At 68.3% G+C, this 24,123-nt stretch carries 22 protein-coding genes and 1 tRNA gene; 15 read left to right on the top strand and 8 right to left on the bottom strand.

The window, feature by feature from the left end:
- Positions 1-168: 168 nt before the first annotated feature.
- From ASF54_RS02900 to ASF54_RS02890, 3 genes are read right to left on the bottom strand one after another with little or no spacing between them, the layout of a single operon-like run.
- On the bottom strand, positions 169-1,014 hold the full coding sequence (locus ASF54_RS02900; RefSeq protein WP_055958594.1) for an SDR family NAD(P)-dependent oxidoreductase: 846 nt from the start codon (positions 1,012-1,014) through the stop codon (positions 169-171).
- Positions 1,014-1,367 (bottom strand): hypothetical protein, encoded by a 354-nt coding sequence (locus ASF54_RS02895; RefSeq protein ID WP_055958591.1) that lies wholly within the window; start codon positions 1,365-1,367, stop codon positions 1,014-1,016. The genes ASF54_RS02900 and ASF54_RS02895 overlap by 1 nt, the downstream gene beginning before the upstream one ends.
- 6 nt (positions 1,368-1,373) lie before the next feature.
- Positions 1,374-2,777, bottom strand: coding sequence for a dihydrolipoyl dehydrogenase family protein (locus tag ASF54_RS02890; RefSeq protein WP_055958589.1), 1,404 nt, complete (start codon positions 2,775-2,777; stop codon positions 1,374-1,376).
- Positions 2,778-2,913: 136 nt separating this feature from the next.
- Between ASF54_RS02890 and ASF54_RS16000 the strand changes: the two genes are divergently transcribed.
- Complete coding sequence (locus tag ASF54_RS16000; protein ID WP_084815897.1) at positions 2,914-3,087, top strand: CsbD family protein; 174 nt, start codon at positions 2,914-2,916, stop codon at positions 3,085-3,087.
- 99 nt (positions 3,088-3,186) lie between these two features.
- Here ASF54_RS16000 and ASF54_RS02885 read toward each other — a convergent pair whose 3' ends face one another.
- The 4 genes from ASF54_RS02885 to ASF54_RS16950 form a co-directional block, all read right to left on the bottom strand.
- Positions 3,187-4,017, bottom strand: a complete 831-nt coding sequence (locus ASF54_RS02885) for a crotonase/enoyl-CoA hydratase family protein (RefSeq protein ID WP_055958586.1) — start codon at positions 4,015-4,017, stop codon at positions 3,187-3,189.
- A gap of 105 nt (positions 4,018-4,122) precedes the next feature.
- Positions 4,123-4,950, bottom strand: a complete 828-nt coding sequence (locus tag ASF54_RS02880) for an arginase family protein (RefSeq protein ID WP_055958584.1) — start codon at positions 4,948-4,950, stop codon at positions 4,123-4,125.
- A gap of 64 nt (positions 4,951-5,014) precedes the next feature.
- Entirely contained in the window at positions 5,015-5,773 is a 759-nt protein-coding gene (locus tag ASF54_RS02875; RefSeq protein WP_055958581.1) for a PspA/IM30 family protein, read from the bottom strand.
- Positions 5,774-5,909: 136 nt separating this feature from the next.
- Positions 5,910-7,955 (bottom strand): TPM domain-containing protein, encoded by a 2,046-nt coding sequence (locus ASF54_RS16950; protein WP_084815896.1) that lies wholly within the window; start codon positions 7,953-7,955, stop codon positions 5,910-5,912.
- 159 nt (positions 7,956-8,114) lie between these two features.
- Here ASF54_RS16950 and ASF54_RS02865 point away from each other — a divergent pair, with 159 nt between their 5' ends.
- From ASF54_RS02865 to ASF54_RS02850, 5 genes are all read left to right on the top strand, one after another.
- Positions 8,115-8,954, top strand: coding sequence for an EamA family transporter (locus tag ASF54_RS02865; protein ID WP_235480914.1), 840 nt, complete (start codon positions 8,115-8,117; stop codon positions 8,952-8,954).
- 153 nt (positions 8,955-9,107) lie between these two features.
- Complete coding sequence (locus ASF54_RS16250; protein WP_123944763.1) at positions 9,108-9,323, top strand: hypothetical protein; 216 nt, start codon at positions 9,108-9,110, stop codon at positions 9,321-9,323.
- Positions 9,324-9,520: 197 nt separating this feature from the next.
- Positions 9,521-9,595, top strand: a tRNA-Arg gene (locus tag ASF54_RS02860).
- A 194-nt stretch (positions 9,596-9,789) separates the two neighbouring features.
- Positions 9,790-10,455 (top strand): pyridoxine/pyridoxamine 5'-phosphate oxidase, encoded by a 666-nt coding sequence (locus ASF54_RS02855; protein WP_084815895.1) that lies wholly within the window; start codon positions 9,790-9,792, stop codon positions 10,453-10,455.
- Positions 10,456-10,664: 209 nt separating this feature from the next.
- Positions 10,665-11,399, top strand: a complete 735-nt coding sequence (locus tag ASF54_RS02850; protein ID WP_055958570.1) for a gamma-glutamyl-gamma-aminobutyrate hydrolase family protein — start codon at positions 10,665-10,667, stop codon at positions 11,397-11,399.
- A gap of 89 nt (positions 11,400-11,488) precedes the next feature.
- Here the strand turns inward: ASF54_RS02850 and ASF54_RS02845 are convergent, their stop codons facing one another.
- Positions 11,489-12,067 (bottom strand): hypothetical protein, encoded by a 579-nt coding sequence (locus tag ASF54_RS02845; RefSeq protein ID WP_157509990.1) that lies wholly within the window; start codon positions 12,065-12,067, stop codon positions 11,489-11,491.
- Positions 12,068-12,163: 96 nt separating this feature from the next.
- Between ASF54_RS02845 and argS the strand changes: the two genes are divergently transcribed.
- From argS to prmC, 9 genes are all read left to right on the top strand, one after another.
- Positions 12,164-13,855, top strand: coding sequence for an arginine--tRNA ligase (gene argS, locus ASF54_RS02840; RefSeq protein ID WP_055958566.1), 1,692 nt, complete (start codon positions 12,164-12,166; stop codon positions 13,853-13,855).
- Positions 13,856-13,858: 3 nt separating this feature from the next.
- Complete coding sequence (locus ASF54_RS02835) at positions 13,859-14,653, top strand: LmeA family phospholipid-binding protein (protein WP_055958565.1); 795 nt, start codon at positions 13,859-13,861, stop codon at positions 14,651-14,653.
- On the top strand, positions 14,650-16,116 hold the full coding sequence (gene lysA / locus ASF54_RS02830) for a diaminopimelate decarboxylase (protein ID WP_055958564.1): 1,467 nt from the start codon (positions 14,650-14,652) through the stop codon (positions 16,114-16,116). Before ASF54_RS02835 ends, lysA begins: the two co-directional genes overlap by 4 nt.
- Entirely contained in the window at positions 16,113-17,432 is a 1,320-nt protein-coding gene (locus ASF54_RS02825) for a homoserine dehydrogenase (RefSeq protein WP_055958562.1), read from the top strand. Before lysA ends, ASF54_RS02825 begins: the two co-directional genes overlap by 4 nt.
- Complete coding sequence (gene thrC / locus ASF54_RS02820) at positions 17,432-18,514, top strand: threonine synthase (RefSeq protein WP_055958560.1); 1,083 nt, start codon at positions 17,432-17,434, stop codon at positions 18,512-18,514. The genes ASF54_RS02825 and thrC overlap by 1 nt, the downstream gene beginning before the upstream one ends.
- Positions 18,511-19,464, top strand: coding sequence for a homoserine kinase (gene thrB / locus ASF54_RS02815; RefSeq protein WP_055958558.1), 954 nt, complete (start codon positions 18,511-18,513; stop codon positions 19,462-19,464). Before thrC ends, thrB begins: the two co-directional genes overlap by 4 nt.
- 228 nt (positions 19,465-19,692) lie before the next feature.
- The gene (rho, locus tag ASF54_RS02810) at positions 19,693-22,128 is read left to right on the top strand and encodes a transcription termination factor Rho (RefSeq protein ID WP_055958556.1); all 2,436 of its coding nucleotides are present in this window, start codon (positions 19,693-19,695) and stop codon (positions 22,126-22,128) included.
- Positions 22,129-22,130: 2 nt separating this feature from the next.
- Positions 22,131-23,213: a peptide chain release factor 1 gene (gene prfA / locus ASF54_RS02805; protein ID WP_055958554.1), complete on the top strand. Its 1,083-nt coding sequence runs from the start codon at positions 22,131-22,133 to the stop codon at positions 23,211-23,213.
- Positions 23,210-24,067 (top strand): peptide chain release factor N(5)-glutamine methyltransferase, encoded by an 858-nt coding sequence (gene prmC / locus ASF54_RS02800; protein WP_055958552.1) that lies wholly within the window; start codon positions 23,210-23,212, stop codon positions 24,065-24,067. Before prfA ends, prmC begins: the two co-directional genes overlap by 4 nt.
- The last annotated feature ends 56 nt before the right edge of the window (positions 24,068-24,123 follow it).

Raw genomic sequence — 24,123 nt, 5'->3', positions numbered from 1 at the left:
CTTTCTCGATCTGGAGGGATTTGCGAGGTTGGCTGTCAGATCAGCCCTGCCTGCATTGGCCCGGCCGCCACACATGGGGTGCGATCGCCGAGAGTAGGCAAATGTCCCCTCACCACTGGCGGAAGGGCCATTTGCGTACTCTCGGCGCCCACGAAGGGCTAGCGCGGCTCAGTCGAGCGACGCCGGCAGGCCGACCATCTCCGACGTCCGCTCCCAGACCACTTCGGCGAGCATGGTGTTCTTCGCCTGCGGCGCCTGACGGCCGAACGGCTTCAGCTGATCGAAGTACGTGCCGCTCGGAACGCCGATCGTCGTCGGCCCGGCCAGCTGAATGAGCGGGACAGCGCCCGCGTCCGCCGAGATGCCGTAATGACCGTTCGTGACCGAACTGACGACCCGCATCGTGGCCGAGTTCATGCCGAACGACGTCGTCACGATTCCGGGGTGGAACGCAAACGCCTTCACCCGCGACCGTGCGGCCAACTGCGAGATGAACATGTTCGTCAGCAGCTTGCTCGTGCCGTAGGCGCCCCAGCCGCCGAGCCAGGGGCGTTTGCCCCAGTTCAGGTCGTCCGGTCGAACGCGGCCGAACATGTTCGCGGCACTGGAAGTCGAGATCACTCGACCATCGGACTCGAGGATCCGGGGCAGCAACAGACGAGTCAGCAAGAACGGCGCGAGATGGTTCGACTGCAACGTGCGCTCGAAGCCGTCGGCGGTCACCGCCCTCTGGCTGACCAGCCCGCCGGCGTTGTTCGCAAGCGCGTCGATGCGCGGGTGAGCGTCGAGCAGCTTCTGCGCGAGCTCGCGCACGGCGTCGAGTCGGTCGAAGTCGCAGACGTAGGCGATCCCACCGACTTCCTCGGCGACAGCCCGCGTGCGTTCGGGGTTCCTGCCGACGACAGCGACGGTCGCACCGCCCGCGGCGAGGGCGACCGCGGCCTTCTTGCCGATTCCGCTCGAGGCGCCGGTGATGATGATCGTGCGGGGGTCGTGCGCGGATCCTGAAGTCATTAGTAGCCGCCCTTCTCGAGACCGGCTTCGACCTCGAATCGGTTCTTGCGTGGATCCTGTCCCGCGATCGCGTACAGGAGCGGCATGAGCATTCCATAGCGGCGCCACTGGGCGACGTGAACGGCCTCGTGCTCGAGCACGTCGGGGCCATCGTTGTCGCGGGTCAGGTACACCCGGCCGATGCAGGTGCCCCCGCGCCGGAATGCCCAGCGGGGCAGGCCCCGGCAGACGATGAGGTCACCCTCGACCCGCACGCGCCCGATGCTCAACGGCACACCCACGGCGAGCCCGACCGCCGTGGCGAACGCAGCTCCCGCGCGGGAGACCGAAGAGTCGAGCAGAGGGTTCTTCATCGCGGGCTACGGGCGCCCGTACGTGTCGAGAAGTCGGAGCCAGACCTCGCTGACCGTCGGGTACGAGGGGACGGCGTGCCAGAGGCGGTCGATCGGCACCTCGCCGACGACGGCGATGGTCGCGGCGTGCAGCAGGTCGGAGACCTCGGGGCCCACAAAGGTGGCGCCGACGATGACCTTGCGCGACTCGTCGATGACGAGGCGCGCCTGACCCTTGTAGCTGTCCGACTTCAGCGCCGAGCCGGCGACCCCCGCGAGGTCGTAGTCGATCACCTTGACGTCGATGCCCTGCTTGCCGGCGGCGTCGGCGGTCAGGCCGACGCTCGCCACCTCGGGGCTGGTGAAAGTGACCTGCGGTACGGCGGCATTGTCGGCCGTCGCGACGTGAGCACCCCACGGCTCGGTGTGCAGGTCGGTTCCTTTCGCGCGGGCCGCGATGACCTCGCCGGCAGCGCGCGCCTGGTACTTGCCCTGGTGGGTGAGGAGTGCGCGGTGGTTGACGTCGCCGACCGCGTAGAGCCAGTCGGTGCCGTGCACGAGAAGGGTGTCGTCGACCTCGAGCCAGTCGCCCGGGGTCAGGCCGACGTTCTCGAGCCCGAGGTCGGAGGTGCGGGGGACCCGGCCGGTAGCGACGAGGATCTCGTCGGTGATGACGACGTCACCCGAGTCGAGGGTGGTCTCGACCAGGCCGTGCTCGGTGCGCACGACGCCGGTGGGCGACGTGTTCAACCGCACGTCTGCGCCGAGAGCCGTCAGTGCCTCTGTGACGAACTCACCGGCGAAGGGCTCCTGGCCGCCGAGGAGGCCGCTGCGCGAGGCGATAGTCACCTTGGCTCCAAGCTGCTGGTACGCCGTCGCCATCTCGGCTGCGACGACCCCGCCGCCGATGATCATCAGGCTCTGGGGAATGCTCTGCTGGCTGGTCGCTTCGCGGCTTGTCCACGGTTTCGCCTCGGCAAGACCGGCGATGTCGGGGAGCAGGGCGCTCGACCCGGTGACCGCGGCGACGGCGTGCGTGGCCGTGTAGACGGCGCCGTCGACGGTGACCTCTTTCACGCCCGTGATGGTCGCGTGCCCGCGAATCAGATCAATGCCGGCTCCCGACACCCAGTCGGCCTGTGACGAGTCGTCCCAGTTGCTGGTGAACGAGTTGCGGCGGTTCAGGACGGCCTGCACGTCGACCTCGCCGGTAACGGCCTCGCGGGCACCGCCGACTGCCTTGGCGGCATCGAGCACGGTCGAGCTCATGAGCAGGGCCTTCGACGGCATGCACGCCCAGTAGGAGCACTCACCGCCGACGAGCTCGGCTTCGACGAGGGCGACCTTGAGGCCATTGCGCGTGGCGTAGTCCGCCACGTTCTCGCCGACCGCGCCGGCTCCGATCACGATGAGGTCGTAGGTAGTGGTCATGACACGAAGGTATCGCCCCGCCGTCGACCCCGCGCGTGTCATCCCGGAGTATTCGCTGAGAGAGGCATGGGGGACAGGGAGTACTTTCCATTTCAGACACGGACCCGTGTCAATTCATCGCGACGAGGAGGCACTCATGGCACTCGGAGACAAGATCCAGAACGCAGCACAAGACATCGCCGGCAAGGCCAAAGAGGTCATCGGCGACAAGACCAACAACGAGAACCTCGAAGCTGAGGGTCACAAAGACCAGGCCTCCGCTTCAGTGAAGAAGACCGGCGAAGACGTGAAAGACGTCTTCAAGAGCTGACATCTAGCTCCCCCTTACGAAAGCCCGTCCCGCCAAGCGCGGTGGCGGGCTTTCGTGCGTCTCGGCCGAATGACCACGAGGATCCGCGGATCCTTTGCTCTACCGCCCCGTGAACTCCGCTTCCCCTCGGTTCTGGAACGACGTCATCCCGAGCTTGGAGTCGTCGGTCGCCATCAGCCGAACGAGCTCGCCCTGCAACGCGGCGTGGGCTGCTTCCTCGCTTTCCCGGCCGGCGAGCTTGGCGTTGGCGAGCGTTGCCTGCACGGCGAGGGGTGCTTGGGCCGCGACCCGGTGTGCGATGTCGATCGCGCGGTTGTAGACCTGATCGTTGAACACGACCTCTTGCACCAAGCCGATGCGGAGGGCCTCTTTCGCGTCGAAGGTCTCGCCGGTGAGCATCCAGCGCATGGCGTTGCCCCATCCGACCCGCGCCGGAAACCGTGTGGTCGCGCCGCCGAACGGCAGAATTCCGCGCCGCACCTCCATCTGGCCGAAGCGCGCGTTCTTCGCCGAAATCACGATGTCACTCACCAGGGCGAGCTCGACGCCGAGCGTCAGACAGGTGCCCTGAACTGCCATCACCAGCGGCTTCCTGAGCTGTGTGCCGTCGACCTGCCACGGGTGGAGGCCCCCCTCGGGAACGATGTCGAGCCCGTCGGCGGTGACTGCTCGCGCGACGTCGCCGAGGTCGAGTCCGGCGGTGAAATGCTCGCCGTGGGCGAAGACGAGGCCGCACCAGAGATCGGGATCGCGGTCGAGGAGCCCGAAGGCGAGACTCAGCTCGCGGAGCATACGGAGGTCGGCGGCGTTGCGCTTCTCTTCGCGGTCGAGGCCGATGAGGAGGACGTGGCCGTCGCGTTCGACGCTGACGCGCGGGCGATCGTCGGGAAGGGCCGCGATGGCGGCCTTGGACTTGGAGGCGGGGCTCATGCCCTCATCGTAGGGAGGGACGCTGTTCAGAAGTCTGGCGAAATCGACCGATTCGACTACTTGCGGGTCGGTTCGCGCCGTTTTTGCCAGAGTTCTGAACGTGCCTCAGCGGGCGATCGCTCCGATCACCCGCAGAATCGTGCTCATGTCGTCGGCCGCAGCGTCGTCGTTCGCCGGCGCGAACGAGCAGATACCCGCCCCGACCAGGTCGAATCGGGCCCGAAGTGCCTGGATGGTTGCGATCAGGGTCGCTGGCTCGAGGCCGAACGGTTGCGGGTCGAGGAGTCCGGCGAAGGCTGCGGGGTCGAGCACGTCGAGGTCGACGTGGATGTAGACGGAGGTCGCACCGGTGGCAGCGACAGCCTCGACGACCTCCTCGGGGACCAGGTCGAACGCGCCGACGGAACGCATGCCGGTGGCTTCGACGTAGGAGTCTTCGGCTTCGTCGAAGCTCCGGGCGCCCGCAAGCACGACTCGATCGGCCGAGAGTTGCACTCGCGGCGGATCAATCCCGATCGAGGCGAGCTCGATGTCTGCCCGACCGAGCAGTGCTCCGAGCACCATCCCGCTGAACGCTCCGCTTTCGCTGGTCTCGGGCGAGTGCACGTCGGGGTGGGCGTCGAACCAGACCACTGCGGTGTCGTCACGGAGAACGGTGCGGACCGCAGCGAACTCGATGCCGCAGTCGCCACCCACGACCAACGCCGGGTCGTCGCTACGGGAGAGCTCGTCGGCGAGAGCCCGAGCGACCGCGGACACAGCCGAGAGACGGTGGATGCTCGTGCCCACACCGTCGCCAGCACCGGGCGGCACCTCGATCACCGAGGTGGCTTTGGCGGGCAGATCGCCGAGAATGGCGTTCGCTCCATCGACCAGCCTCATGGCTCGTGACGACGGTGAACCCTGCCATTGCGGAACTGCGACGAACCTCATGCGGCCAGTGTGGCACGGTGCCCTCGGACGAGCCGAGTCCGGCTCGACCGGGGCACCGAGAAATTCAGGATCCGAGCGGCTTGCTCTCCCAGTGCTCGACCGGGGCGGCGCCACCACCGAGCTTGAGCTGCGCGAGGCGCGCCTCCACCTCGGTCTCGGCGCCGAGGTCGTCGAGGCTCTCGAACTGCGCATCGAGGCTCGACGCCTGCAGCTCTTGTTGGCCCATCACCTTCGCCTCTTCGCGGCGGATCTTGTCTTCGAACCGCCCCAGGTCGCTGGTGGGATCCATCACGGTGATGCTGCCGATAGCGTCGTTGACCTTGCCCTGCGCTTCGGCCATCTTCGAGCGGGCCACGAGCTCGTTGCGCTTGTTGCTGAGGTCGCGGAGCTTCTCTTCCATCTGCGTGAGGCCGGTCTTGAGCTTGGCCACGACCTCCGTCTGCTGCGCGATGGTGGGCTCGGCGTCTTTGGCCTCCTTCTCCGCCGACATCTGGCGCCCGATGGCGACCTTGGCGAGGTTGTCGAACTTGTCGGCCTCGGTCGAGTTGCCCGAGGTGCGAAGCTCGTCGCCTTTTTTGCTGGCGGCGAGGGCCTTCGTGCCCCAGTTGGCGGCCGCCTCGACGTCTTCGGTGTGATCCTGCTCAAGGAGACGCAGGTTGCCGATGGTCTCGGCGACGGCGCTCTTCGCGTCGGCGATGCTGTTGGTGTAGTCGCGAACGAGCTGGTCGAGCATCAGCTTCGGATCTTCAGCCTGGTCGATGAGGTTGTTGATGTTGGCCTTCGTGAGCTGCGCGATGCGCCCGAAGATCGACTGCTTTGCCATCCTGTTTCCCTTTCGTGGTGCTTCGCGATCGCGAAGCCGTTTGTAGTGTCGCTTGCCTTGCTTCTGGCAGTGCTGGGCCCGTCAGAGCTGGTCTGTCAGTGCTGGGTCTGTCGGTGCCGGGAGTGTAGGCGCCCGGTCAGAAGCGACCTCCGCTGGATTCGCGGCCGCCTCCGCCTCCGCCTCCGCCTCCGCCGCCGAAGCCGCCGCCACCCCCGCCAAAGCCGCCGCCTCCTCCGCCGAACCCGCCGCCCCCGAAGCCGCCGCCGCCACCGTTCAGCAGCCCGCCGATGATCACGCCCGTGAGGATGCCGCCGAGGTTGGCTCCGCCGCCGCCGCGACCGCCGAGGAGGCCTCCGCCTCCGCCCAGCATGCCCTGCTGGTAGCTGCCGACCTCGGCGTCGGCGTCTCGCATCGCTGCGTCGGCCATCGCGGAGGCCTGCTGCGCCTCCGCCACGGCTGCCTGTGGGTTGGTGGGTGCCTGCGAGACGGCACTCGACAGGTGACGCTCGGCCTCCGAGAGTCGGGTTCTCGGCCCGGCGCTGATTGCACCGCGCCGGGTCTCGATGAAGTCTCGGGCGGCGCTGACCTGGCTGCGGGCGGCGAGGAGAGCCTGGTCGAGAGTCGCCTGGACCCGCTGCTGCGCGACCGCGGTCTCGCGGATCTGCGCCATGGCGGCGTCGATGCGGGTGTTCGCCGCCGTGAGTCGATCGAGCACGGAAAGGGGGTCGTCACGAGTCGCCTCGGCGTAGCCGAGAGCCCCCTTGACGTCGGCGACCGCTCCGGGCAGGTCGACAGCGGAGCTCGTCGGACCGCTAGGCACCGTGGCGGCCACCTGGAGGTCGGATCGGAGGTCGGCGCTGGCAGTATCAATGGTCGACTGTGCCGTCCGCAACGTCTCGCCGGCGGTGTCGATCGCTGTGAGCAGCTGGTCGATCTGCGCGAGTGCCTGCCGGCCGGCCTGCACCGAGCCGACGGCCTCACCGGGGTTGCCGGCAGCGATGGATGCCTCGGCCTTGGCCGCTGTATCGCCGACGAACTCGAGCAGGCGGTCGACCTGATCGGGGTTGCCGGCGATGCTCGAGACGGCGCGGGCGCTGTACGTCGTCGAGAGCGTGGAGAGCGTCGTCTCGGCTGCCTGGGCACGATCCTGGAGCGCCGCGGCGTCGGTGCGGAGTCGCGCGGTGTCTTCGGTGACGGTCGCCTCCGAGGCGCGGAGCTTGTCGTACGCCGCCGATTGCGCCTCGATGTCGGCGTGGGCGCTCTCACAGAGCTCGATGATCTGTGTGGTCCACTCGCGCTTCTGCTCCGGGGTGTCGGGCACCTCGTCGTCGAGTTTCTGACGGAGCTCGAAGGCCTGCGCCGCCTTGGCTTTGGCCGAGCGCACCGCCTCGGCGAACGGCTGAGCCGCCGAGTCGCCGAACTGGGCCGCCGCGAAACCGACCTCCTGCGACGCCTGGGTGATCTGATCGTCGATACCAACGAGCAGGTCGCCGGCGCGCCGGTCGAGGGCCGTCTGCTCGGCCTGCTGCTTCGCGCCGAGGGCCTTGGCTGACCGTCGACGGCGAATCACCACGAAGACGACGATGGCGGCGATCACGAGCACAACGATGAGGAGCGCAATCGGGATCCAGCTGAGATCGGCCGGGCCCTCCGATTCGTCGATGCCATTCGCCATCGCGACGGCGGCTGCGGCCCAGTTGTCGTTTCGCAGCTGCGGGACGAGATCGTTGGTCTCGATCTCTCCCAGCTTCGCTGCCGTCAAAGTGGATCTCTTGTCTCTTGAGACGTCGTAGAGCTTGTCGTCGACCGCGACCGACAGCAGGATGTCGTTCTCGCCGAGGGAGTTCTGCTGCGCTGTTGCGGCACCCCATTCGACGCGGTCGGTGGGGCTGGTGAACTCGGGCACGAAGGCGACGAGCAGGTTGATGCCCGTGTCGGCCTGCAGCTTGTCGACGGCCGCCGTGATCTCGCTGGTATCGGCGGAGCTGAGCACCCCGGCCTCGTCGACGACGTAGGCGCCGTTGAAGTCGACGGGAGCGGTGGCCTCAGCCGCGAGGGCCGGACCCAGGGCTACACCGAACACGCCGAGCACGAGGCCGACAACGACCAGGGGCACTCCACGGCCGGTACGACGACCCCGACCGAGACGAAGACCGGTGCTGCTGCTGGTGGTACCGAACACGTGACTCCCCGTGGGTCAGACCGCCCGGCACACGAAAAGAGCCGTGCGCGGGGCAGTCACTTCGTTGTAAACATGCCGCTTTTCGGAGTCTAGCGACGCCCCCCGACGCCGGTATGCGTTAATTGACAGGTGCCCCGCGTACCCGCTCCACTGCTCGCGGTGACCGCGATCTTCTCCGTTCAATTCGGCAGCGCGGTGGCGCGCACCCACTTCGACGAGGTAGGCCCGACCGGGGCGGCAGCCCTTCGTCTGGGCTTCGCGGCGGTCATCCTTCTGATCGTCGTCCGGCCTCGAGTTCGGCACTGGTCGCGCACGCAGTGGCTGGCGGCGATCGTGCTCGGAATCGCCCTCGCGGGCATGAACTCGCTCATCTACCTCGCCCTCGACCGGATTCCGCTGGGAGTCGCCGTCACGCTCGAGTTCACCGGCCCGCTCGTGCTCGCCCTCGTACAGACCCGAAGGATCCGCGATGCCGCCTGGGCGCTCATCGCCTTCTGCGGTGTTCTGCTGCTGGGGCTCGGCTCCTCGGGCAGCGTCGCTCTCGGGGGAGTCGTGCTGGCCTTCGGCGCCGCTGCCTTCTGGGCTCTCTACATCGTCGCCAACAGTCGCGCCGGCAAAGCGATCGCGGGAATCGACGGACTCGTGGTGGCGGTCGTCGTGGCTGCAGTCGTCGTCATCCCTTTCGGCGCGGGTCGAGCCGCGACGGCCATCGCTTCGGATCCTCGTCTCGTTCCGATCTTCATCGGGGTCGCCCTGCTCACCTCTGCCCTGCCCTACGCCCTCGAGATGATTGCCCTTCGGGCGCTGCCCACGCGCGTGTTCGGCGTGCTGTCGAGCCTCGGCCCGGCAGTGGCGGCCCTGGCCGGTTTCGCCGTGATCGGGCAGGCCCTCACTCCGCGCGAGATAGTCGCGATCGCTCTCGTGACAATCGCCAGCGTCGGCGTGACCCTCACCGTGAGGCGAGTCGGGCCACCGGCCCCGCCCCCAACCAGCGCTTGACGGAGTGATCAGCGTGAATTGTCACCCGAATTCCGCCCATACACAGCGTTTTCCGTGGAGATCTGTAGAGCTGCGTACCCCGGCTCGGGAGTAGCCTTAGCCATAGACGGTCCTGCAGAGCACGGGACGGACAACGTTGTTGAAGGGAACACCATGGGAGCTGTTCTGGAACGCACATCATCCGCCGAGGTAGTTCCGCTCGGTGAGGGGTACAGCCGGGTGTCGACGCCGACAGCCGGAGTCATCGGATTCATTCGGGAGAACGACGGTCGCTTCGAAGTGCTTCGGGGTCGAGTTCGCAGTGCGACACGAGCCGAGGGCGCCTACGGCAGCCTCGACGTCGCCGTGATCGCTCTGACGTACAGCTGATCTGACTAGCTCTACCCCACGAACGGCCCTCGCTTCGGCGGCGGGCCGTTCGTCGTTTGACCCCGGGCCCCGCCAATGTGTGAGCGATTCGCCTCGACGCGCCGAGGCGGGTGGTGCTGGGAGCCCGGATCGCTCGCAAATCGGCGCCCGGTGCGCGAGTGCCCGCCCCGGAACTGCTAACGTTGTCCACGCTCCTGGCCCCCATAGCTCAGGGGATAGAGCACTGCCCTCCGGAGGCAGGGGCGCTGGTTCGAATCCAGCTGGGGGCACCACCCGCTGGCTCGACGCTGGTCGCTCGCTACGCTCACTCCCAGCGCTCGGGCGGTGCGTGCTTGTACGCGCGTGTCGTTCCGCCACGCGGCGCTAGCCAGGCCATGCGTGTCGTTCCGCCACGCGGCGCTAGCCAGGCCGGGCGTGTCGTTCCGCCACGCGGCGCTCGCCAACCGCGAGGGTGTTGGCTCGACGCATGACCACCGACGACACCTCCATTCGCCAGCTGCTCAAAAGGGCCAAGAAGTCTTCCCCCGATGTGGCCGGGCTGGATCCTGAATCCGTTCCCGAATCTCCAATGGACCTCTTCGTCGACTGGCTCGAGACGGCAGTCGAGGGGGGCGTGACCGAACCGCAGGCGATGACGCTCTCGACCGTCGACCACGCCGGGACGGTCAGTGCGCGAACCCTCCTGCTGAAAGACGTCGACGACGCATTCTGGTTCGCCAGCTCGTCGCTGAGCCCGAAGGGGCGGCAGATCCGCGAGAACCCTCGGGTTGCACTGACCCTCTACTGGCGGGAGCAGGGGCGGCAGGTCAGGATCCTGGGCGATGCCGGCCCCGGCCCTCGCGAGACGTCGGTCGCCGATTTCACCGCGAGACACCCCGACTCGCGCGCGGTCGCCATTGCCATGCCGCAGAGCACCCCTGTCGACGACGACGAGAAGGCCAAGCAGGCACTCGACGCCGCGAAGGCCCGCATCGCCGACGATGACGAGTTCGCCCCCGACGACTGGACGGCCTTCCGGGTGGTGCCGACCTGCATCGAGTTCTGGCAGGCGACGACGGGACGCGACCAGGTGCGCGTGCGCTACGACCGGACCGCGCCCACGACCTGGACCCGCAGCCGCCTCTGGCCCTGAGCCGCCCCTCTGCCAGCCGGTGCCGTTCCGAATTTGAAGGAGAAACGCGCGGGCGGCAACGAAGTCATGCGGATCGGGCCGGGTACGCCTGCTGTTTCTCCCTCAAATTCGGCGGGCGCCCAAACTTGGCGGGCGACGCACCGGCGCCCTAGGCGTAACAGGGCGACACACCCGCGACACGAGCGCCGCCCCTGCCGCAGAGTGGAGGCATGAACACGCTCGCCGTCATCGAGGTCACGCGCTTCCGGCCGCACGCGCCGGAGTACCACGCGTACGTCGACACGCTGAACGGTCGCGTGCAGGGTCTCGCCGAGGTCACCGGCTGGGAGGCGACTCGCTACGGCGCCGCCGACCTGGGCGAATCGACGCTCCTGCAGTTGACCGACAGCGCCGACGCCGTCGTGCTGATGGGCGGCGAGGACCTCGCCCCCGAGTGGTACGGCGGCGAAAGCGGCTACCGCCGTGAGGGGCGCCACTACGAAGAGGCGGATGCGGCGCAGATCGCGCTCGTGCACCGCGCCCTCGATCGCGGCACTCCACTGCTCGGCATCTGCCGCGGGCACCAGCTGATCAACGTCGCCCTGGGCGGCACGCTGATCCAGCACCTCGACGGCGACTCGGCGCACCTGAACACAGGAGCCCCGGTCGAGGAGCTCATGACGACGCACCGGGTCGAGCTCGAGTCGTCGAGCGGGTTGGCCCGGATCCTCGGCGATTCGGTCGACGTGCAGAGCGCCCACCACCAGGCCATCGACGCGCTGGCGAACGGCCTCGGCATCGTGGGTCGAGCGGTCGACGGCGTGATCGAAGCCGTGGAGCACCGCGACGCACCGATCACCGGCGTGCAGTGGCACCCCGAAGATCGCAAGGCCCCGCCCGGTCAGCTGCTGCGCCTGCTCGACGGGCTGGCTCCCACCGCAAACCCGGAGCGCGTCGCCGCCTGACACCGTCTCCCGAGACGGCAGAGATCACACTGCAAGACCACACAGCAGAAACCCCACGTCGAAGACCAGACCCGAGGATCCGGCCCGACCTACTTCAACCCGGCGATTGCCGCGTCGACCAGCGGCTCGGCTCCGCCGGGTTCGCCGAACACGGCGTCGTCAGACGTCGCGACTATCCAGTACGACCCGGTGAAGGCCTCGGCTGTGCCGACCCCGTCGACGAGGTCGAAGTAGCCTTCGCCGTCGTACGTGGGCACGGCGTTGCTCGATGTGATCAGGCTGTTCTTGAGCCGGGTGAGGCTGTCGTTGTCGAACCGTCCGACGGCTAGTGTCATCGAGCTGCCGGTCGTGCTGGTCCAGCCGCAGACGGTGCCGTCGTAGCCGCCGATGACAGCGGCGTCGCTGGCCTTCGGGGGAGTGGGCTTCTCCTCGGGCGTCATGCCTGGGTATGCGGCGCTGACCGTGGCGTCGGGGGCGATCGTCTGGCAGTCGACGGTCAGCGGCGTGGCCGTGAGGGCTCCCGCTCCGCCCGTCGGGGTCGCCGAGGCGCGGGGCGCGGTGGGGGAGCTCGACGCGGCGGGCGCCGCGCCGGTACAGCCGGCGAGGAGAAGCACCGCGAGGGCAGCGGGCAGGGTGCGGACAGCGAGGAGACGCGGGGCCGTGAGCATGGTCTCCATCTTCGCGGCATTCACCTTGGTGGGAGATTCGGATCGCCGTCGGCGGCCCCGGAAGAGGCGGGCGACGGCCCGGTAAGCTTGACGACCGTGACTCCCGCCGAACTCTCCGCCTCTCTGCTCGCCATCGTCCAGGGGATCGCCGAGCGACGCCGCGCAACCGCGACCGCCGACGACGGAGCCGCAGCGGCACCGGTCGAGATCACCATCGCCGACGCCGTGCTCGAGCGCCCTCGCAACCGCGACCATGGCGACTGGGCCTCGAACATCGCCATGAAGTTCGCCAAGCGCCTCGGGTCCAACCCGCGTGAGCTCGCGACCGAGATCGCGGGCGAGCTGACCGAGACCGACGGCGTTGCGAGGGTCGACATCGCTGGACCGGGCTTCATCAACATCACACTCGAAGCGGCTGCGGCCGGGGCCCTCGCGAAGGCCATCGTCGAGAGCGGCGGGGCCTACGGCAACGGCGACTACTACGCGGGCGTCACCATCAACCTCGAGTTCGTCTCCGCGAACCCGACCGGCCCCATCCACATCGGCGGTGTCCGCTGGGCTGCCGTCGGCGATAGCCTCGCCCGCATCTTCCAGGCGGTCGGCGGTGTCGTGACGCGGGAGTACTACTTCAACGACCACGGCGCGCAGATCGACCGCTTCGCCCGCAGCCTGATCGCTTCAGCGCTCGGCGAGCCCACACCGGAAGACGGCTACGGCGGCGTCTACATCTCCGAGATCGCTGCGCGCGTCATCGAGACCTTTGACGGTGACGTCCGAGACCTGCCGCGCGACGAGGCGCAGGAGCTCTTCAGGGCGGTCGGAGTCGACTTCATGTTCGCCGACATCAAGAAGTCGCTGCACGACTTCGGCGTCGACTTCGACGTCTACTTCCACGAGAACTCCCTGCACGAGTCGAAGGCCGTCGAGCGCGCCATCGCGCGGCTGCGCGAGCTCGGACACGTCTACGAGGCCGACAACGCGACCTGGCTGCGGACGACCGACTTCGGCGACGACCGCGATCGCGTCATCATCAAGAGCGACGGCGAGGCCGCGTACATCGCGGGCGACCTCGCCTACTACCTCGACAAGCGCGAGCGCGGATTCGAGCGGAACATCATCATGCTCGGCGCCGACCACCACGGCTACATCGGCCGAATGATGGCCATGTGCGCGGCGTTCGGAGACACTCCGGGCGTCAACCTCGAGATCCTCATCGGCCAGCTGGTCAACCTCATGCGCGACGGCGAGCCCGTGCGCATGTCGAAGCGCAACGGCACCGTCGTCTCGATGGAAGACCTTGTCGATGCGGTCGGCGTCGACGCGGGGCGCTACTCGCTCGTGCGGTTCTCCGCCGACTCGATGATCGACATCGACCTCGACCTCCTCACCAAGCGAAGCAACGACAACCCGGTCTTCTACGTGCAGTACGCGCACGCCCGCACCCAGGCCGTCGCCCGCAACGCGAGTGCCTCCGGGGTCGACCGCAGCGCGTTCGACGCCTCCCTGCTGACCCACCCGACTGAGGCATCGCTGCTCGGAGCACTCTCCGAACTGCCGCGAGTCGTCCAGCAGGCGGCCGAGTTGCGCGAGCCGCACCGCGTCGCCCGTTATATCGAAGAGGTCGCCGGCACCTACCACCGCTGGTACGACGCGTGCCGCGTGACGCCCCTCGGCGATGAAGAGGTCACCGACCTCCACCGCACACGCCTCTGGCTGAACGATGCCGCTGGGCAGGTGATTCGCAACGGCCTCGGCCTCCTCGGCGTGTCCGCACCTGACAGGATGTAGGGCATGAGCGTCTCGAAACCCGACGATCTCGACGCCTTCCTCGAGCCGAACCACAACGTCAAGAAGCGCCGCGGGTTCACGATCTTCATGATCGTGCTGATCTCGCTCGTGGTGATCGGCGCGATCCTCGCCGTGCTCGCTGACATCGTTGCGCGCAACTACGCCGAAGGTCGTGCCGCGAAAGAGATCGAGTCGTCTCTGCCGACCGGGTCGTCCGGTCAGGTCGATGTCAAGATCCACGGTCTCTCGGTGATCCTGCAGGCACTCAGCGGTTCGCTCGACGACGTGACTCTCTCGTCGTCGAACCTCGTGGTGCAGAAGATCCCCCTTACCTTCACCGCCGATGTCAGTGACGTCCCCCTCAAGGTGGGTGGCACGACGGGCACGGTCGATGCGTCGATCCACGTCACCGAGAAAGCCGTCAATGAGACCAAGGCTGTTAACGGTCTGGGCGGTTCGATCTCCCTCGGTTCGGGCGACTTCGCGTTCGACAAGACGCTGACGGTTCTCGGCCAGTCCATCGCGACCCAGATCACGGCGACCCCGAAGCTGGCAGCGGGGGGTTTGAAGTTGTCTGTCGTGCCGAAGAGCGCCTCGGTCAACGGCGCCGCACTGCCGGCCGTCTTCGCGCCGGCCCTTCGAGCAGCGACGCAGACCGTCTGCCTGGCTGGCTACGTTCCGAAGAATGCCCGGCTGACCTCGCTGACGGTCAAGCCTTCCGGCGTCACCATCGATTTGCGCTCGGCCGGTCTGCCATTGACGAAGACCGGCCTCACCGCAACAGGGAGCTGCTCATGACGACCACTGCCAACCCGCTCGCACCCGCCTGGCTCGACGTTCCCGCCGATGCGAATGACCTCGTCGCAAGCATCTGGCCGTCCTCGGCGGGTCGTGACGAGGACGGCGCGCTGACTGTCGGCGGCGTGTCGGCCACCGAACTCGCGGCCCGGTTCGACACCCCCCTCTACGTCGTCGACGAGGCTGACTTCCGCGCGCGTGCCGTCGGCGCCCACGACGCTTTCGCCGCCGAGGCCGCTCGCATCGGCACCCGGGCCAAGGTCTACTACGCGGGCAAGGCCTTCCTGTCGGTCGAGATCGCGCGCTGGGTGAGCGACGCGGGCCTCTTCGTCGACGTCTGCACCGGGGGCGAGCTGGCCGTGGCCTTGGCCGCGGGCGTCGCACCCGAGCGGATGGGCTTCCACGGCAACAACAAGTCGCGGGCCGAGATCGACCGGGCGGTTTCGCTCGGCGTGGGCGCAGTCGTGATCGACAGCATCCTTGAGATCGACCGCGTCGCCGAGGCGGCAGAGCGCCACGGCACGGTTCAGAACGTCAGGATCCGAGTCAACAGCGGAGTGCACGCCTCGACCCACGACTATCTCGCCACCGCGAGAGAAGACCAGAAGTTCGGCATTCCCCTTGCCGACACCCCGGCCGCGGTCGCAGCGATCCGTTCGCACGCGGGTCTCCGGCTGCTCGGCCTCCACAGCCACATCGGCTCGCAGATCTTCGGCACCGACGGCTTCGCCGAGGCGGCGCGTCGACTGCTCGAGGTGCATGCGAGCCTCCTGGCGGGTGGCGACCTGCCGGAGCTGAACCTCGGCGGTGGGTTCGGCGTCAATTACACCCGCATCGACGACGCCGCGCCGATCACCGAACTCGCCGCGGGGATCGCCGACGTCGTCGCGGCGGAGTGCGCCCGACTCGACATCCCGATTCCGGTACTCGCGGTCGAGCCCGGCCGGGTGATCGCCGGGCCCGCCGGCGTCACTCTCTACACGGTCGGCACCATCAAAGACGTCGAGGTGTCGCTCGACGGCGAAGATACGGGCGCCGATGGGCACTCGAGCGCTGTTCGCCGCTACGTGAGCGTCGACGGCGGGATGAGCGACAACGCGCGCACAGCTCTGTACGCGGCCGACTACTCGGTCCGGCTCGCCTCGAGGGTCTCCGCGTCGGATCCTCGTCTCGTCCGCCTTGCGGGCAAGCACTGCGAGTCGGGCGACCTCGTCGTTCTCGCCGACTACCTTCCGGGCGACGTGGCACCCGACGATCTCGTCGCCGTTCCCGTGACCGGTGCCTACTGCTGGAGTCTCGCCAGCAACTACAACCACGTGGGCCGCCCGCCGGTCGTCGCGGTGCGCGACGGTGTGGCCCGCGTGATCGTCCACGGCGAGACCATCGACGACCTCCTGGCACGTGACGCGGGGTTCGACCCGCAGCACGACGCTCGACCACACGAAGCAGAGAGAACCGCATGATCGAATACCGCAACGTCCGCGTCGCCCTTCTGGGTGCCGGGTCCGTCGGAAGCCAGGTGGCCAGGCTCCTGCTCGAACAGGCTGCTGAGCTGGCCGGCCGGGCCGGTGCCGGCCTCGAACTCGTCGGGATCGCCGTGCGCGACGTCGACGCCGAGCGCGATGTCGACCTGCCGAAAGAGCTGTTCACCACCGATGCCGAGTCGCTGATCCTCGGCGCCGACATCGTCGTGGAGCTCATCGGCGGTATCGAGCCCGCCAAGACCCTGATCCTCCAGGCGCTCTCGTCGGGAGCCGACGTGATCACGGGCAACAAGGCCCTGCTCGCGAGTCACGGACCGGAGCTCTTCGAGGCGGCCGAGCAGGTCGGTGCTCAGCTCTACTACGAGGCCGCTGTAGCCGGGGCGATCCCGATCATCCGTCCCCTGCGCGAGAGCCTCGCGGGCGACACCATCGTGCGGGTGATGGGCATCGTCAACGGCACGACGAACTTCATCCTCGACCGTATGGACACCCTCGGCGAATCGCTCGACGATGCTCTGGCCATCGCGACCGATCTCGGTTATGCCGAGGCCGACCCGACCGCCGACATCGAGGGCTACGACGCGGCGCAGAAGGCAGCGATTCTCGCGAGCCTCGCCTTCCACACCAGCGTTCCGCTCGTCGCGGTGCACCGCGAAGGCATCACGGGGGTGAGCCACGAACAGGTCGAGGCCGCCCGGAAGGCCGGATACGTCGTCAAGCTCCTGGCGATCTGCGAGCGGATCTCGGACGACGACGGCAAGCTCGGGGTGGCAGCGCGAGTCCATCCCGCTCTCGTCCCGCTCGGTCACCCTCTGGCTGCCGTCCACGGCGCCAAGAACGCCGTCTTCGTCGAGGCCGAGGCGGCCGGCGACCTCATGTTCTACGGCGCCGGTGCCGGGGGAGTCGAGACCGCATCCGCAGTGCTCGGCGACCTCGTGTCGGCGGCACGGCGCCACGTGATCGGCGGGCCCGGTCTCGCTGAGTCGAACCACGCCGACCTCCGCGTGCTGCCCCTGGGCAGCGTCTCGACGAGCTATCAGATCACGCTCGACGTGGCCGATCAGCCCGGGGTGCTCGCGACGGTCGCCGGGATCCTCGCCCAGCACGGCGTCAGTGTCGAGACCGTGCAGCAGACCGCGGGCGTCACACGCGGCGACGAGGGGCCCGCCACCGCTACGCTGATCATCGGAACGCACCGTGCCCGCGAGTCTTCGCTCGCCGCCACGGTCGACGCTCTCACCAACGCCGCAGTCGTGAACTCCGTCACGAGCGTGCTCAGAATCGAAGGAGCCTGATGGCCCACCAGTGGCAGGGTGTCCTGCGCGAATACGCCGACCGTCTCGATGTCACGGAGGCGACCCCGATCGTCACCCTGGGTGAGGGCGGCACACCGCTGATCCCGGCTCGGGCTCTCTCCGAGCGAACCGGTGCGAACGTCTACGTCAAGTACGAGGGCATCAACCCGACCGGCTCGTTCAAAGACCGCGGCATGACCATGGCCATCTCGAAGGCCGTCGAGCACGGCGCTAAGGCCGTCATCTGCGCGTCGACCGGCAACACGTCGGCGTCGGCCGCCGCCTACGCCGCTCACGCCGGCATCACCGCCGCGGTGCTCGTGCCCGAGGGCAAGATCGCCATGGGCAAGCTCAGCCAGGCCGTCGCCCACAACGGTCAGCTGCTGCAGATCCAGGGCAACTTCGACGACTGTCTCGACATCGCGCGCGACCTCGCCAAGAACTACCCGGTGCACCTGGTCAACTCGGTGAACAACGACCGCATCGAGGGTCAGAAGACCGCCGCCTTCGAGGTCGTCGACGTGTTGGGCGATGCCCCCGACTTCCACTTCCTGCCGGTCGGCAACGCAGGCAACTACACCGCGTACACCCGCGGCTACCGCGAAGACCTCGTCGTAGGCCGCTCGACTAAGCTGCCGCGCATGTTCGGCTTCCAGGCCGCGGGCAGTGCTCCCATCGTCGGCGGCTCGGTCGTCAAACACCCCGAGACGATCGCCAGCGCGATCCGCATCGGCAACCCGGCCTCGTGGCAATTCGCCCTCGAGGCGCGCGAGCTCACCGACGGCTACTTCGGTGCCATCGACGACGCCAAGATCCTCGAGGCGCAGCGCATCCTTTCCGCCGAGGTGGGCATCTTCGTCGAGCCCGCGTCGGCCATCAGCGTCGCCGGTCTGCTGGAGCGCGCCGAAGCCGGTCAGGTGCCGAAGGGCGCCACGATCGTGCTCACGGTCACCGGCCACGGTCTGAAAGACCCGCAGTGGGCTCTCAAGACCCCCGAGGGCGGCGAGGTCACCCCGACGGTGGTCGGCGTCGACACCGACGAGGTCGCCGGAGTCCTCGGACTGGTGCGAGCGTCGGCGTGACAGCAGAACACGTCTCGCTCGCGGGGCGTTCCGTGCTGGTGAAGGTGCCCGCCACCTCCGCCAATCTCGGGCCAGGGTTCGACACGCTGGGAATCGCGCTGTCGCTGTACGACGAGTTGGTCGTCACGGCGCGCGCGGATCCTGGTGTCTCGGTCCACGTGACCGGTGTCGGCGCCGGTGAGGTGCCGACCGACGAGACCAATCTGGTTGTGCGAGCCATCGCGTTCGCTTTCGAGCAACTCGGACAGCCCCTTCCCGGGCTGACCCTGTCGGCGACGAACGTCATTCCCCACGGGCGCGGATTAGGATCCAGCGCGGCCGCGATCGTCTCGGGCATCATGGCCGCCAAAGGCCTGCTCGACGGTGTCGTCGAGGTCGATTCATCGACGCTGCTGCGACTCGCCACCGAGCTCGAGGGGCATCCCGACAACGTCGCGCCGGCCCTGTTCGGTGGTCTCACGATCGCCTGGACTACGAAAGACGGCCCGGCGCACAAGCGGCTTCTGGTGCACCGGGGTGTGTCGCCGGTGGTCTTCGTGCCCGAGACAACCCTGTCGACGAAGCTCGCCCGGAGCCTCCAGCCGGCCTCCGTGCCGCACGAAGACGCCACGTTCAACGTGTCGCGCTCCGCCCTGTTGGTCGCCGCGCTGATTCAGAGCCCCGAGCTCCTGCTCGCCGCGACCGAGGATCGTCTGCATCAGAGCTATCGCGCGAGTGCGATGCCCGAGACCGACACGCTGATCCGCATGCTCCGCGACGCGGGGCTGGCCGCAGTCGTCTCGGGTGCCGGCCCGTCGCTCCTCGTTCTCGGAAGCGACCCCGCCCAGAGGCTGTTCGCCGCCGATCTGGTCGGGGAGCATTCCGTCACGACATGGCGCGCGCTCATGCTGGCCGTCGATCTCAAGGGTGCTACAGTGGTGCCGCACCCGGTAGAAACCCCGCTTCTTTAGAGGCGGTTGCCTGTTTCGGCAGTGACCTAGTCACGGCAGGAGCGGATTCCCGGGTTGCACGTAGTTCCAATCAGTGCTTCTGCAATCAGTGCTCTTACCCCGCGCATCTCGCCTCCGTGCTGTGCATCCGTACACGTCCGGAGAGAGTCCTCTGCGCAGGCCGTTGCCCAAGGTACGGCCAGCTCACCCCCGCCTATCTGCGCGGGGGAGCGAAAGGAAACCATCCCCGTGACCGACATCACCTCCGATCCCTCCGCAGACCTCTCGGCTCTGCGTCTTCCGGCGCTCCAGGCTCTCGCCTCCTCGCTCGGAATCTCCGGCATCTCGAAGCTCCGCAAGGGCGACCTCGTCGCCGCGATTGCTTCCGCGCAGGCGGCAGCGCCGGCCGAGACCGCCGCCGCCGCGCCGGTTGCCGAGGCTCCCGTCGCCGACGACGCCCAGTCCGTTGTCGCCGACGCGCCTGCCGCCGAGGCCGTCCAGCCCGAACTCGCTATCGAGGCCGAGCCTGCAGCTCCGGTCCGCGCCAAGCGCGCACCGCGCCGCGCTTCGGCCGCAGCCGCCGCTCCGAAGGCCGCTGACGCCCACGCCAACCAGGGTGCCGCCGGCGTCCTCGAGATCCCCACCGAGACGCCGAAGACCGAGACTGCCGCAGCCGCGCCGGTCGAGGCCGCAGCGACCGAGACAGCGTCGACCGAGACAGCGTCGACCGAGGCAGTATCGACCGAGGCCGCCGCACCCGCCGAGACCCCGACGGAGCAGTCGGAGCCTCGCGAGGGTGGCAGCCGCCGTCGCCGAGGATCCCGTCGCGCGAGTGACAAGGGCGGCGCACCCGCCGTCGTCACCCCCGAGACCACGACCGAGGCGCCTGCCGAGAAGCAGGCTGACAAGCAGGGTGAGAAGTCGGGTCGCCCCGAGCTCACCATCGACCTCCCGCCGCGCCAGTCGCGTGCCGACCGGACCCGTGCCGAGCAGGCCCGCCTCCGCGCCGAGCGCGACGCCGCCGCACCGGCAGCCGACGAGGCCGCTGCGGCTCCCACCTCCGCGGCCGAGCCGACCGAGCAGGGCGACTCCGGCAAAGACGAGCAGGGCCAGAACGACCAGTCGCAGCAGCAGGGCGGTGGCCGACGTGGTCGCAACCGCAACCGCGGCGACCGCCAGAACCGCGAGCAGAACGGCAACGGTCAGAACGGCAACGGCCAGCAGCGCGACGGCCAGGCGACCGTCGCCGAGAACGGCAACGGCCAGCAGCGCGACAACCAGCAGGCGAACGCCCAGCAGTCGAACAAGCAGCCCTCCGGCGGTAACGACCGTCGCAACGAGGCCGACCGCCAGAGCGACTTCGACGACGACCGTCAGAAGCAGAACGGTCAGCAGGGCGGCGGCCAGCAGGGCAGCCAGGCCCAGCAGCAGCGCGACGACAGCGAGAACGGGCGTGGGCGCAACCGCCAGCGCGACCGCAAGCGCGGACGCGGCAACCAGAACGACGAGTTCGAGCCCGAGATCACCGAAGACGACGTGCTGATTCCGGTCGCCGGCATCCTCGACGTCCTCGACAACTACGCGTTCGTCCGCACCACGGGCTACCTGCCCGGTGCGAGCGACGTCTACGTCTCGCTCGGCCAGGTCAAGAAGTACCACCTGCGCAAGGGCGACGCCGTGGTCGGTGCCATCCGTCAGCCGCGCGAGGGCGACAACCAGCAGGGTCGTCAGAAGTACAACGCGATCGTCAAGATCGACTCGATCAACGGTCAGACGATCGACGAGGCAGCCAAGCGTGTCGAGTTCAACAAGCTCACGCCGTTGTACCCGCAGGAGCGTCTGCGTCTCGAGACCGAGTCGTCGAAGCTCTCGACCCGCATCATCGACCTCGTGTCGCCGATCGGCAAGGGCCAGCGCGGTCTGATCGTGTCGCCGCCGAAGGCCGGCAAGACGATGGTGCTGCAGTCGATCGCCAATGCCATCGCCCAGAACAACCCCGAGGTCCACCTCATGGTCGTGCTGGTCGACGAGCGCCCCGAAGAGGTCACCGACATGCAGCGCACGGTGAAGGGCGAGGTCATCGCCTCGACCTTCGACCGCCCCGCCGAAGACCACACCACGGTCGCCGAGCTCGCCATCGAGCGCGCGAAGCGCCTGGTCGAGCTGGGCCACGACGTCGTCGTGCTGCTCGACTCCATCACACGACTCGGGCGCGCCTACAACCTCGCCACCCCGGCGTCGGGCCGGATCCTCTCCGGTGGTGTCGACTCGTCGGCGCTCTACCCGCCGAAGCGCTTCTTCGGTGCCGCTCGCAACATCGAGAACGGCGGATCGCTCACAATCCTCGCCACTGCTCTGGTCGAGACCGGCTCCAAGATGGACGAAGTGATCTTCGAGGAGTTCAAGGGCACCGGCAACATGGAGCTCCGCCTGTCGCGCCACCTGGCCGACAAGCGCATCTTCCCGGCCGTCGATGTCAACGCATCGGGCACCCGCCGCGAAGAGATGCTCCTCAGCCCCGATGAGGTCAAGATCACCTGGCGTCTGCGTCGGGCCCTCGCGGGCCTCGATCAGCAGCAGGCTCTCGAGATCGTGCTGCGCAACCTCAAAGAGACGCAGTCGAACGTCGAGTTCCTGGTGCAGGTGCAGAAGTCCGTGCCGGCCACCGGCCACAAAGAAGACTGATCATGTTCGAGTCGGTAAGCGTGCTACTGGCTGAGCACGACGAACTGCAGGTTCAGCTCTCTGACCCTGCAGTCCACGCGGATGCGGCCCGAGCCAAGAAGATCAACCGCCGCTACGCCGAGCTCAGCCGCATTGTGGCTGCCTACTCGGCGTGGAAGCAGGGAGAAGACGACCTCGAGGCCGCGCGCGAACTCGCGGGTGAAGACGCGGCGTTTGCCGACGAGGTGCCCGCACTCGAAGAGACGCTCGACCTCGCCCAAGAGAAGCTGCGCCGTCTGCTGATCCCGCGCGACCCCGACGACGGGCGCGACGTGATCATGGAGATCAAGGGCGGCGAGGGCGGAGCCGAGAGCGCGCTGTTCGCGGCCGACCTCCTGCGCATGTACTCGCACTACGCCGAGTCGAAGGGCTGGAAGACCGAGCTGCTAGACCGCGACGAATCCGACCTGGGCGGCTACAAGAACGTCCAGGTGGCGATCAAGTCGAATTCCTCCGACCCGGCACAGGGCGTCTGGGCGCACCTGAAGTACGAGGGCGGCGTGCACCGGGTCCAGCGCGTGCCCGCCACCGAGTCGCAGGGGCGCATCCACACCTCGACCACCGGCGTGCTGGTGTTCCCCGAGGTCGACGAGCCCGAAGAGGTCGAGATCAACCAGAACGACCTCAAGATCGACGTGTACCGCTCGTCGGGGCCGGGCGGCCAGTCAGTCAACACGACCGACTCCGCCGTGCGCATCACCCACCTCCCGACCGGCATCGTCGTGGCCATGCAGAACGAGAAGTCGCAGCTGCAGAACCGCGAGGCCGGAATGCGGGTGCTCCGTGCGCGCATCCTGGCTCGTCAGGCCGAGGAGCAGGCTGCGGTCGCCTCCGACGCGCGCAAGAGCCAGATCCGCGGCATGGACCGCTCCGAGCGCATTCGCACGTACAACTTCCCCGAGAACCGCATCGCCGACCACCGCACCGGCTACAAGTCGTACAACCTCGACGCCGTGATGGACGGCGCTCTCGAGCCGGTCATCGAGTCGTGCATCCATGCCGACGAAGAGGCGCGACTCGCCGACATCGGCGACACGGGCGAGTGACGCGGTCGATCGCTGACGCTCTCGACGAGGGGCGCAGGATCCTCGTGGCCGGCGGCGTGCCCGACCCGGCCGTCGATGTCGAGTTGCTGCTTGCGCACGTGCTCGACATCGGCCGCGGCGAGGTCGCGGTGAAGGCGATCACCGGGGGAGTCCTCGACGAATCTCTCGGCCTTCGCTTCGACGAGCTTGTCGCGCGCCGAGCCGAGCGTGAGCCGCTCCAGCACCTCACCGGACTCGCGCCGTTCCGCTCACTCGAGTTGCACGTGGGCCCCGGGGTGTTCGTCCCGCGACCCGAGACCGAGGGCGTGGCGCAGATAGCCATCGACGCGCTCGACGCCCGAGCCGACGAGTCGCCGATCGCGGTCGACCTCGGTACCGGAAGCGGTGCGCTCGCTCTGGCCCTGGCCACCGGGGTGCCCCGGTCGCGGGTGTACGCCGTCGAGCTCTCGCCCGAAGCCGCCGTCTGGACGCGCCGCAACATCGAATCGACCGGAGCGAACGTCACCCTCGTGCTCGGCGACATGACCGATGCCCTCCCCGAGCTCGACGGCACCGTCTCGGTCGTCGTGTCGAACCCGCCCTACATCCCGACCGGGATGATCCCGCGCGACCCCGAGGTGCGCCTGTTCGATCCGGCCCTCGCGCTCTACGGAGGAGAAGACGGCCTCGACCTCGTGAGGGCGCTCTCGCAGCGGGCACTCGCACTCCTCGTGCCGGGCGGGACGCTCGTGATCGAGCACGGCGAAGAGCAGGGGGCGGCGATCCGGGAGCTGCTCGCGCACGACGGCTGGCGCGGACCCTCGACGCATGAAGACCTGACGCGTCGCGACCGGGCGACGACCGCGACTCGCTGAGCCGTCGGATCCTGCGGGCGCGGCGTCGAGACCCCTCAGGGCGTCGCACTACAATC

The organism is Frondihabitans sp. Leaf304 (assembly GCF_001423105.1).
In the GTDB taxonomy this organism is placed as follows: Bacteria; Actinomycetota; Actinomycetes; order Actinomycetales; family Microbacteriaceae; genus Frondihabitans.
This window is presented reverse-complemented; position numbering and strand designations above follow the sequence as displayed.

What these genes read in the sequence shown, in the direction of transcription:
- prfA (WP_055958554.1), top strand. Translation starts at nt 22,131, where the DNA reads ATGTTCGAGTCGGTAAGCGTGCTACTGGCTGAGCACGACGAACTGCAG.
- ASF54_RS16250 (WP_123944763.1), top strand. Translation starts at nt 9,108, where the DNA reads ATGGGAGCTGTTCTGGAACGCACATCATCCGCCGAGGTAGTTCCGCTC.
- ASF54_RS02825 (WP_055958562.1), top strand. Translation starts at nt 16,113, where the DNA reads ATGATCGAATACCGCAACGTCCGCGTCGCCCTTCTGGGTGCCGGGTCC.
- ASF54_RS02850 (WP_055958570.1), top strand. Translation starts at nt 10,665, where the DNA reads ATGAACACGCTCGCCGTCATCGAGGTCACGCGCTTCCGGCCGCACGCG.
- ASF54_RS02885 (WP_055958586.1), bottom strand. Translation starts at nt 4,017, where the DNA reads ATGAGCCCCGCCTCCAAGTCCAAGGCCGCCATCGCGGCCCTTCCCGAC.
- ASF54_RS02855 (WP_084815895.1), top strand. Translation starts at nt 9,790, where the DNA reads ATGACCACCGACGACACCTCCATTCGCCAGCTGCTCAAAAGGGCCAAG.
- ASF54_RS02835 (WP_055958565.1), top strand. Translation starts at nt 13,859, where the DNA reads ATGAGCGTCTCGAAACCCGACGATCTCGACGCCTTCCTCGAGCCGAAC.
- ASF54_RS02895 (WP_055958591.1), bottom strand. Translation starts at nt 1,367, where the DNA reads ATGAAGAACCCTCTGCTCGACTCTTCGGTCTCCCGCGCGGGAGCTGCG.
- thrC (WP_055958560.1), top strand. Translation starts at nt 17,432, where the DNA reads ATGGCCCACCAGTGGCAGGGTGTCCTGCGCGAATACGCCGACCGTCTC.
- ASF54_RS02900 (WP_055958594.1), bottom strand. Translation starts at nt 1,014, where the DNA reads ATGACTTCAGGATCCGCGCACGACCCCCGCACGATCATCATCACCGGC.
- ASF54_RS16000 (WP_084815897.1), top strand. Translation starts at nt 2,914, where the DNA reads ATGGCACTCGGAGACAAGATCCAGAACGCAGCACAAGACATCGCCGGC.
- lysA (WP_055958564.1), top strand. Translation starts at nt 14,650, where the DNA reads ATGACGACCACTGCCAACCCGCTCGCACCCGCCTGGCTCGACGTTCCC.
- ASF54_RS02890 (WP_055958589.1), bottom strand. Translation starts at nt 2,777, where the DNA reads ATGACCACTACCTACGACCTCATCGTGATCGGAGCCGGCGCGGTCGGC.
- ASF54_RS02875 (WP_055958581.1), bottom strand. Translation starts at nt 5,773, where the DNA reads ATGGCAAAGCAGTCGATCTTCGGGCGCATCGCGCAGCTCACGAAGGCC.
- ASF54_RS02880 (WP_055958584.1), bottom strand. Translation starts at nt 4,950, where the DNA reads ATGAGGTTCGTCGCAGTTCCGCAATGGCAGGGTTCACCGTCGTCACGA.
- ASF54_RS02845 (WP_157509990.1), bottom strand. Translation starts at nt 12,067, where the DNA reads ATGCTCACGGCCCCGCGTCTCCTCGCTGTCCGCACCCTGCCCGCTGCC.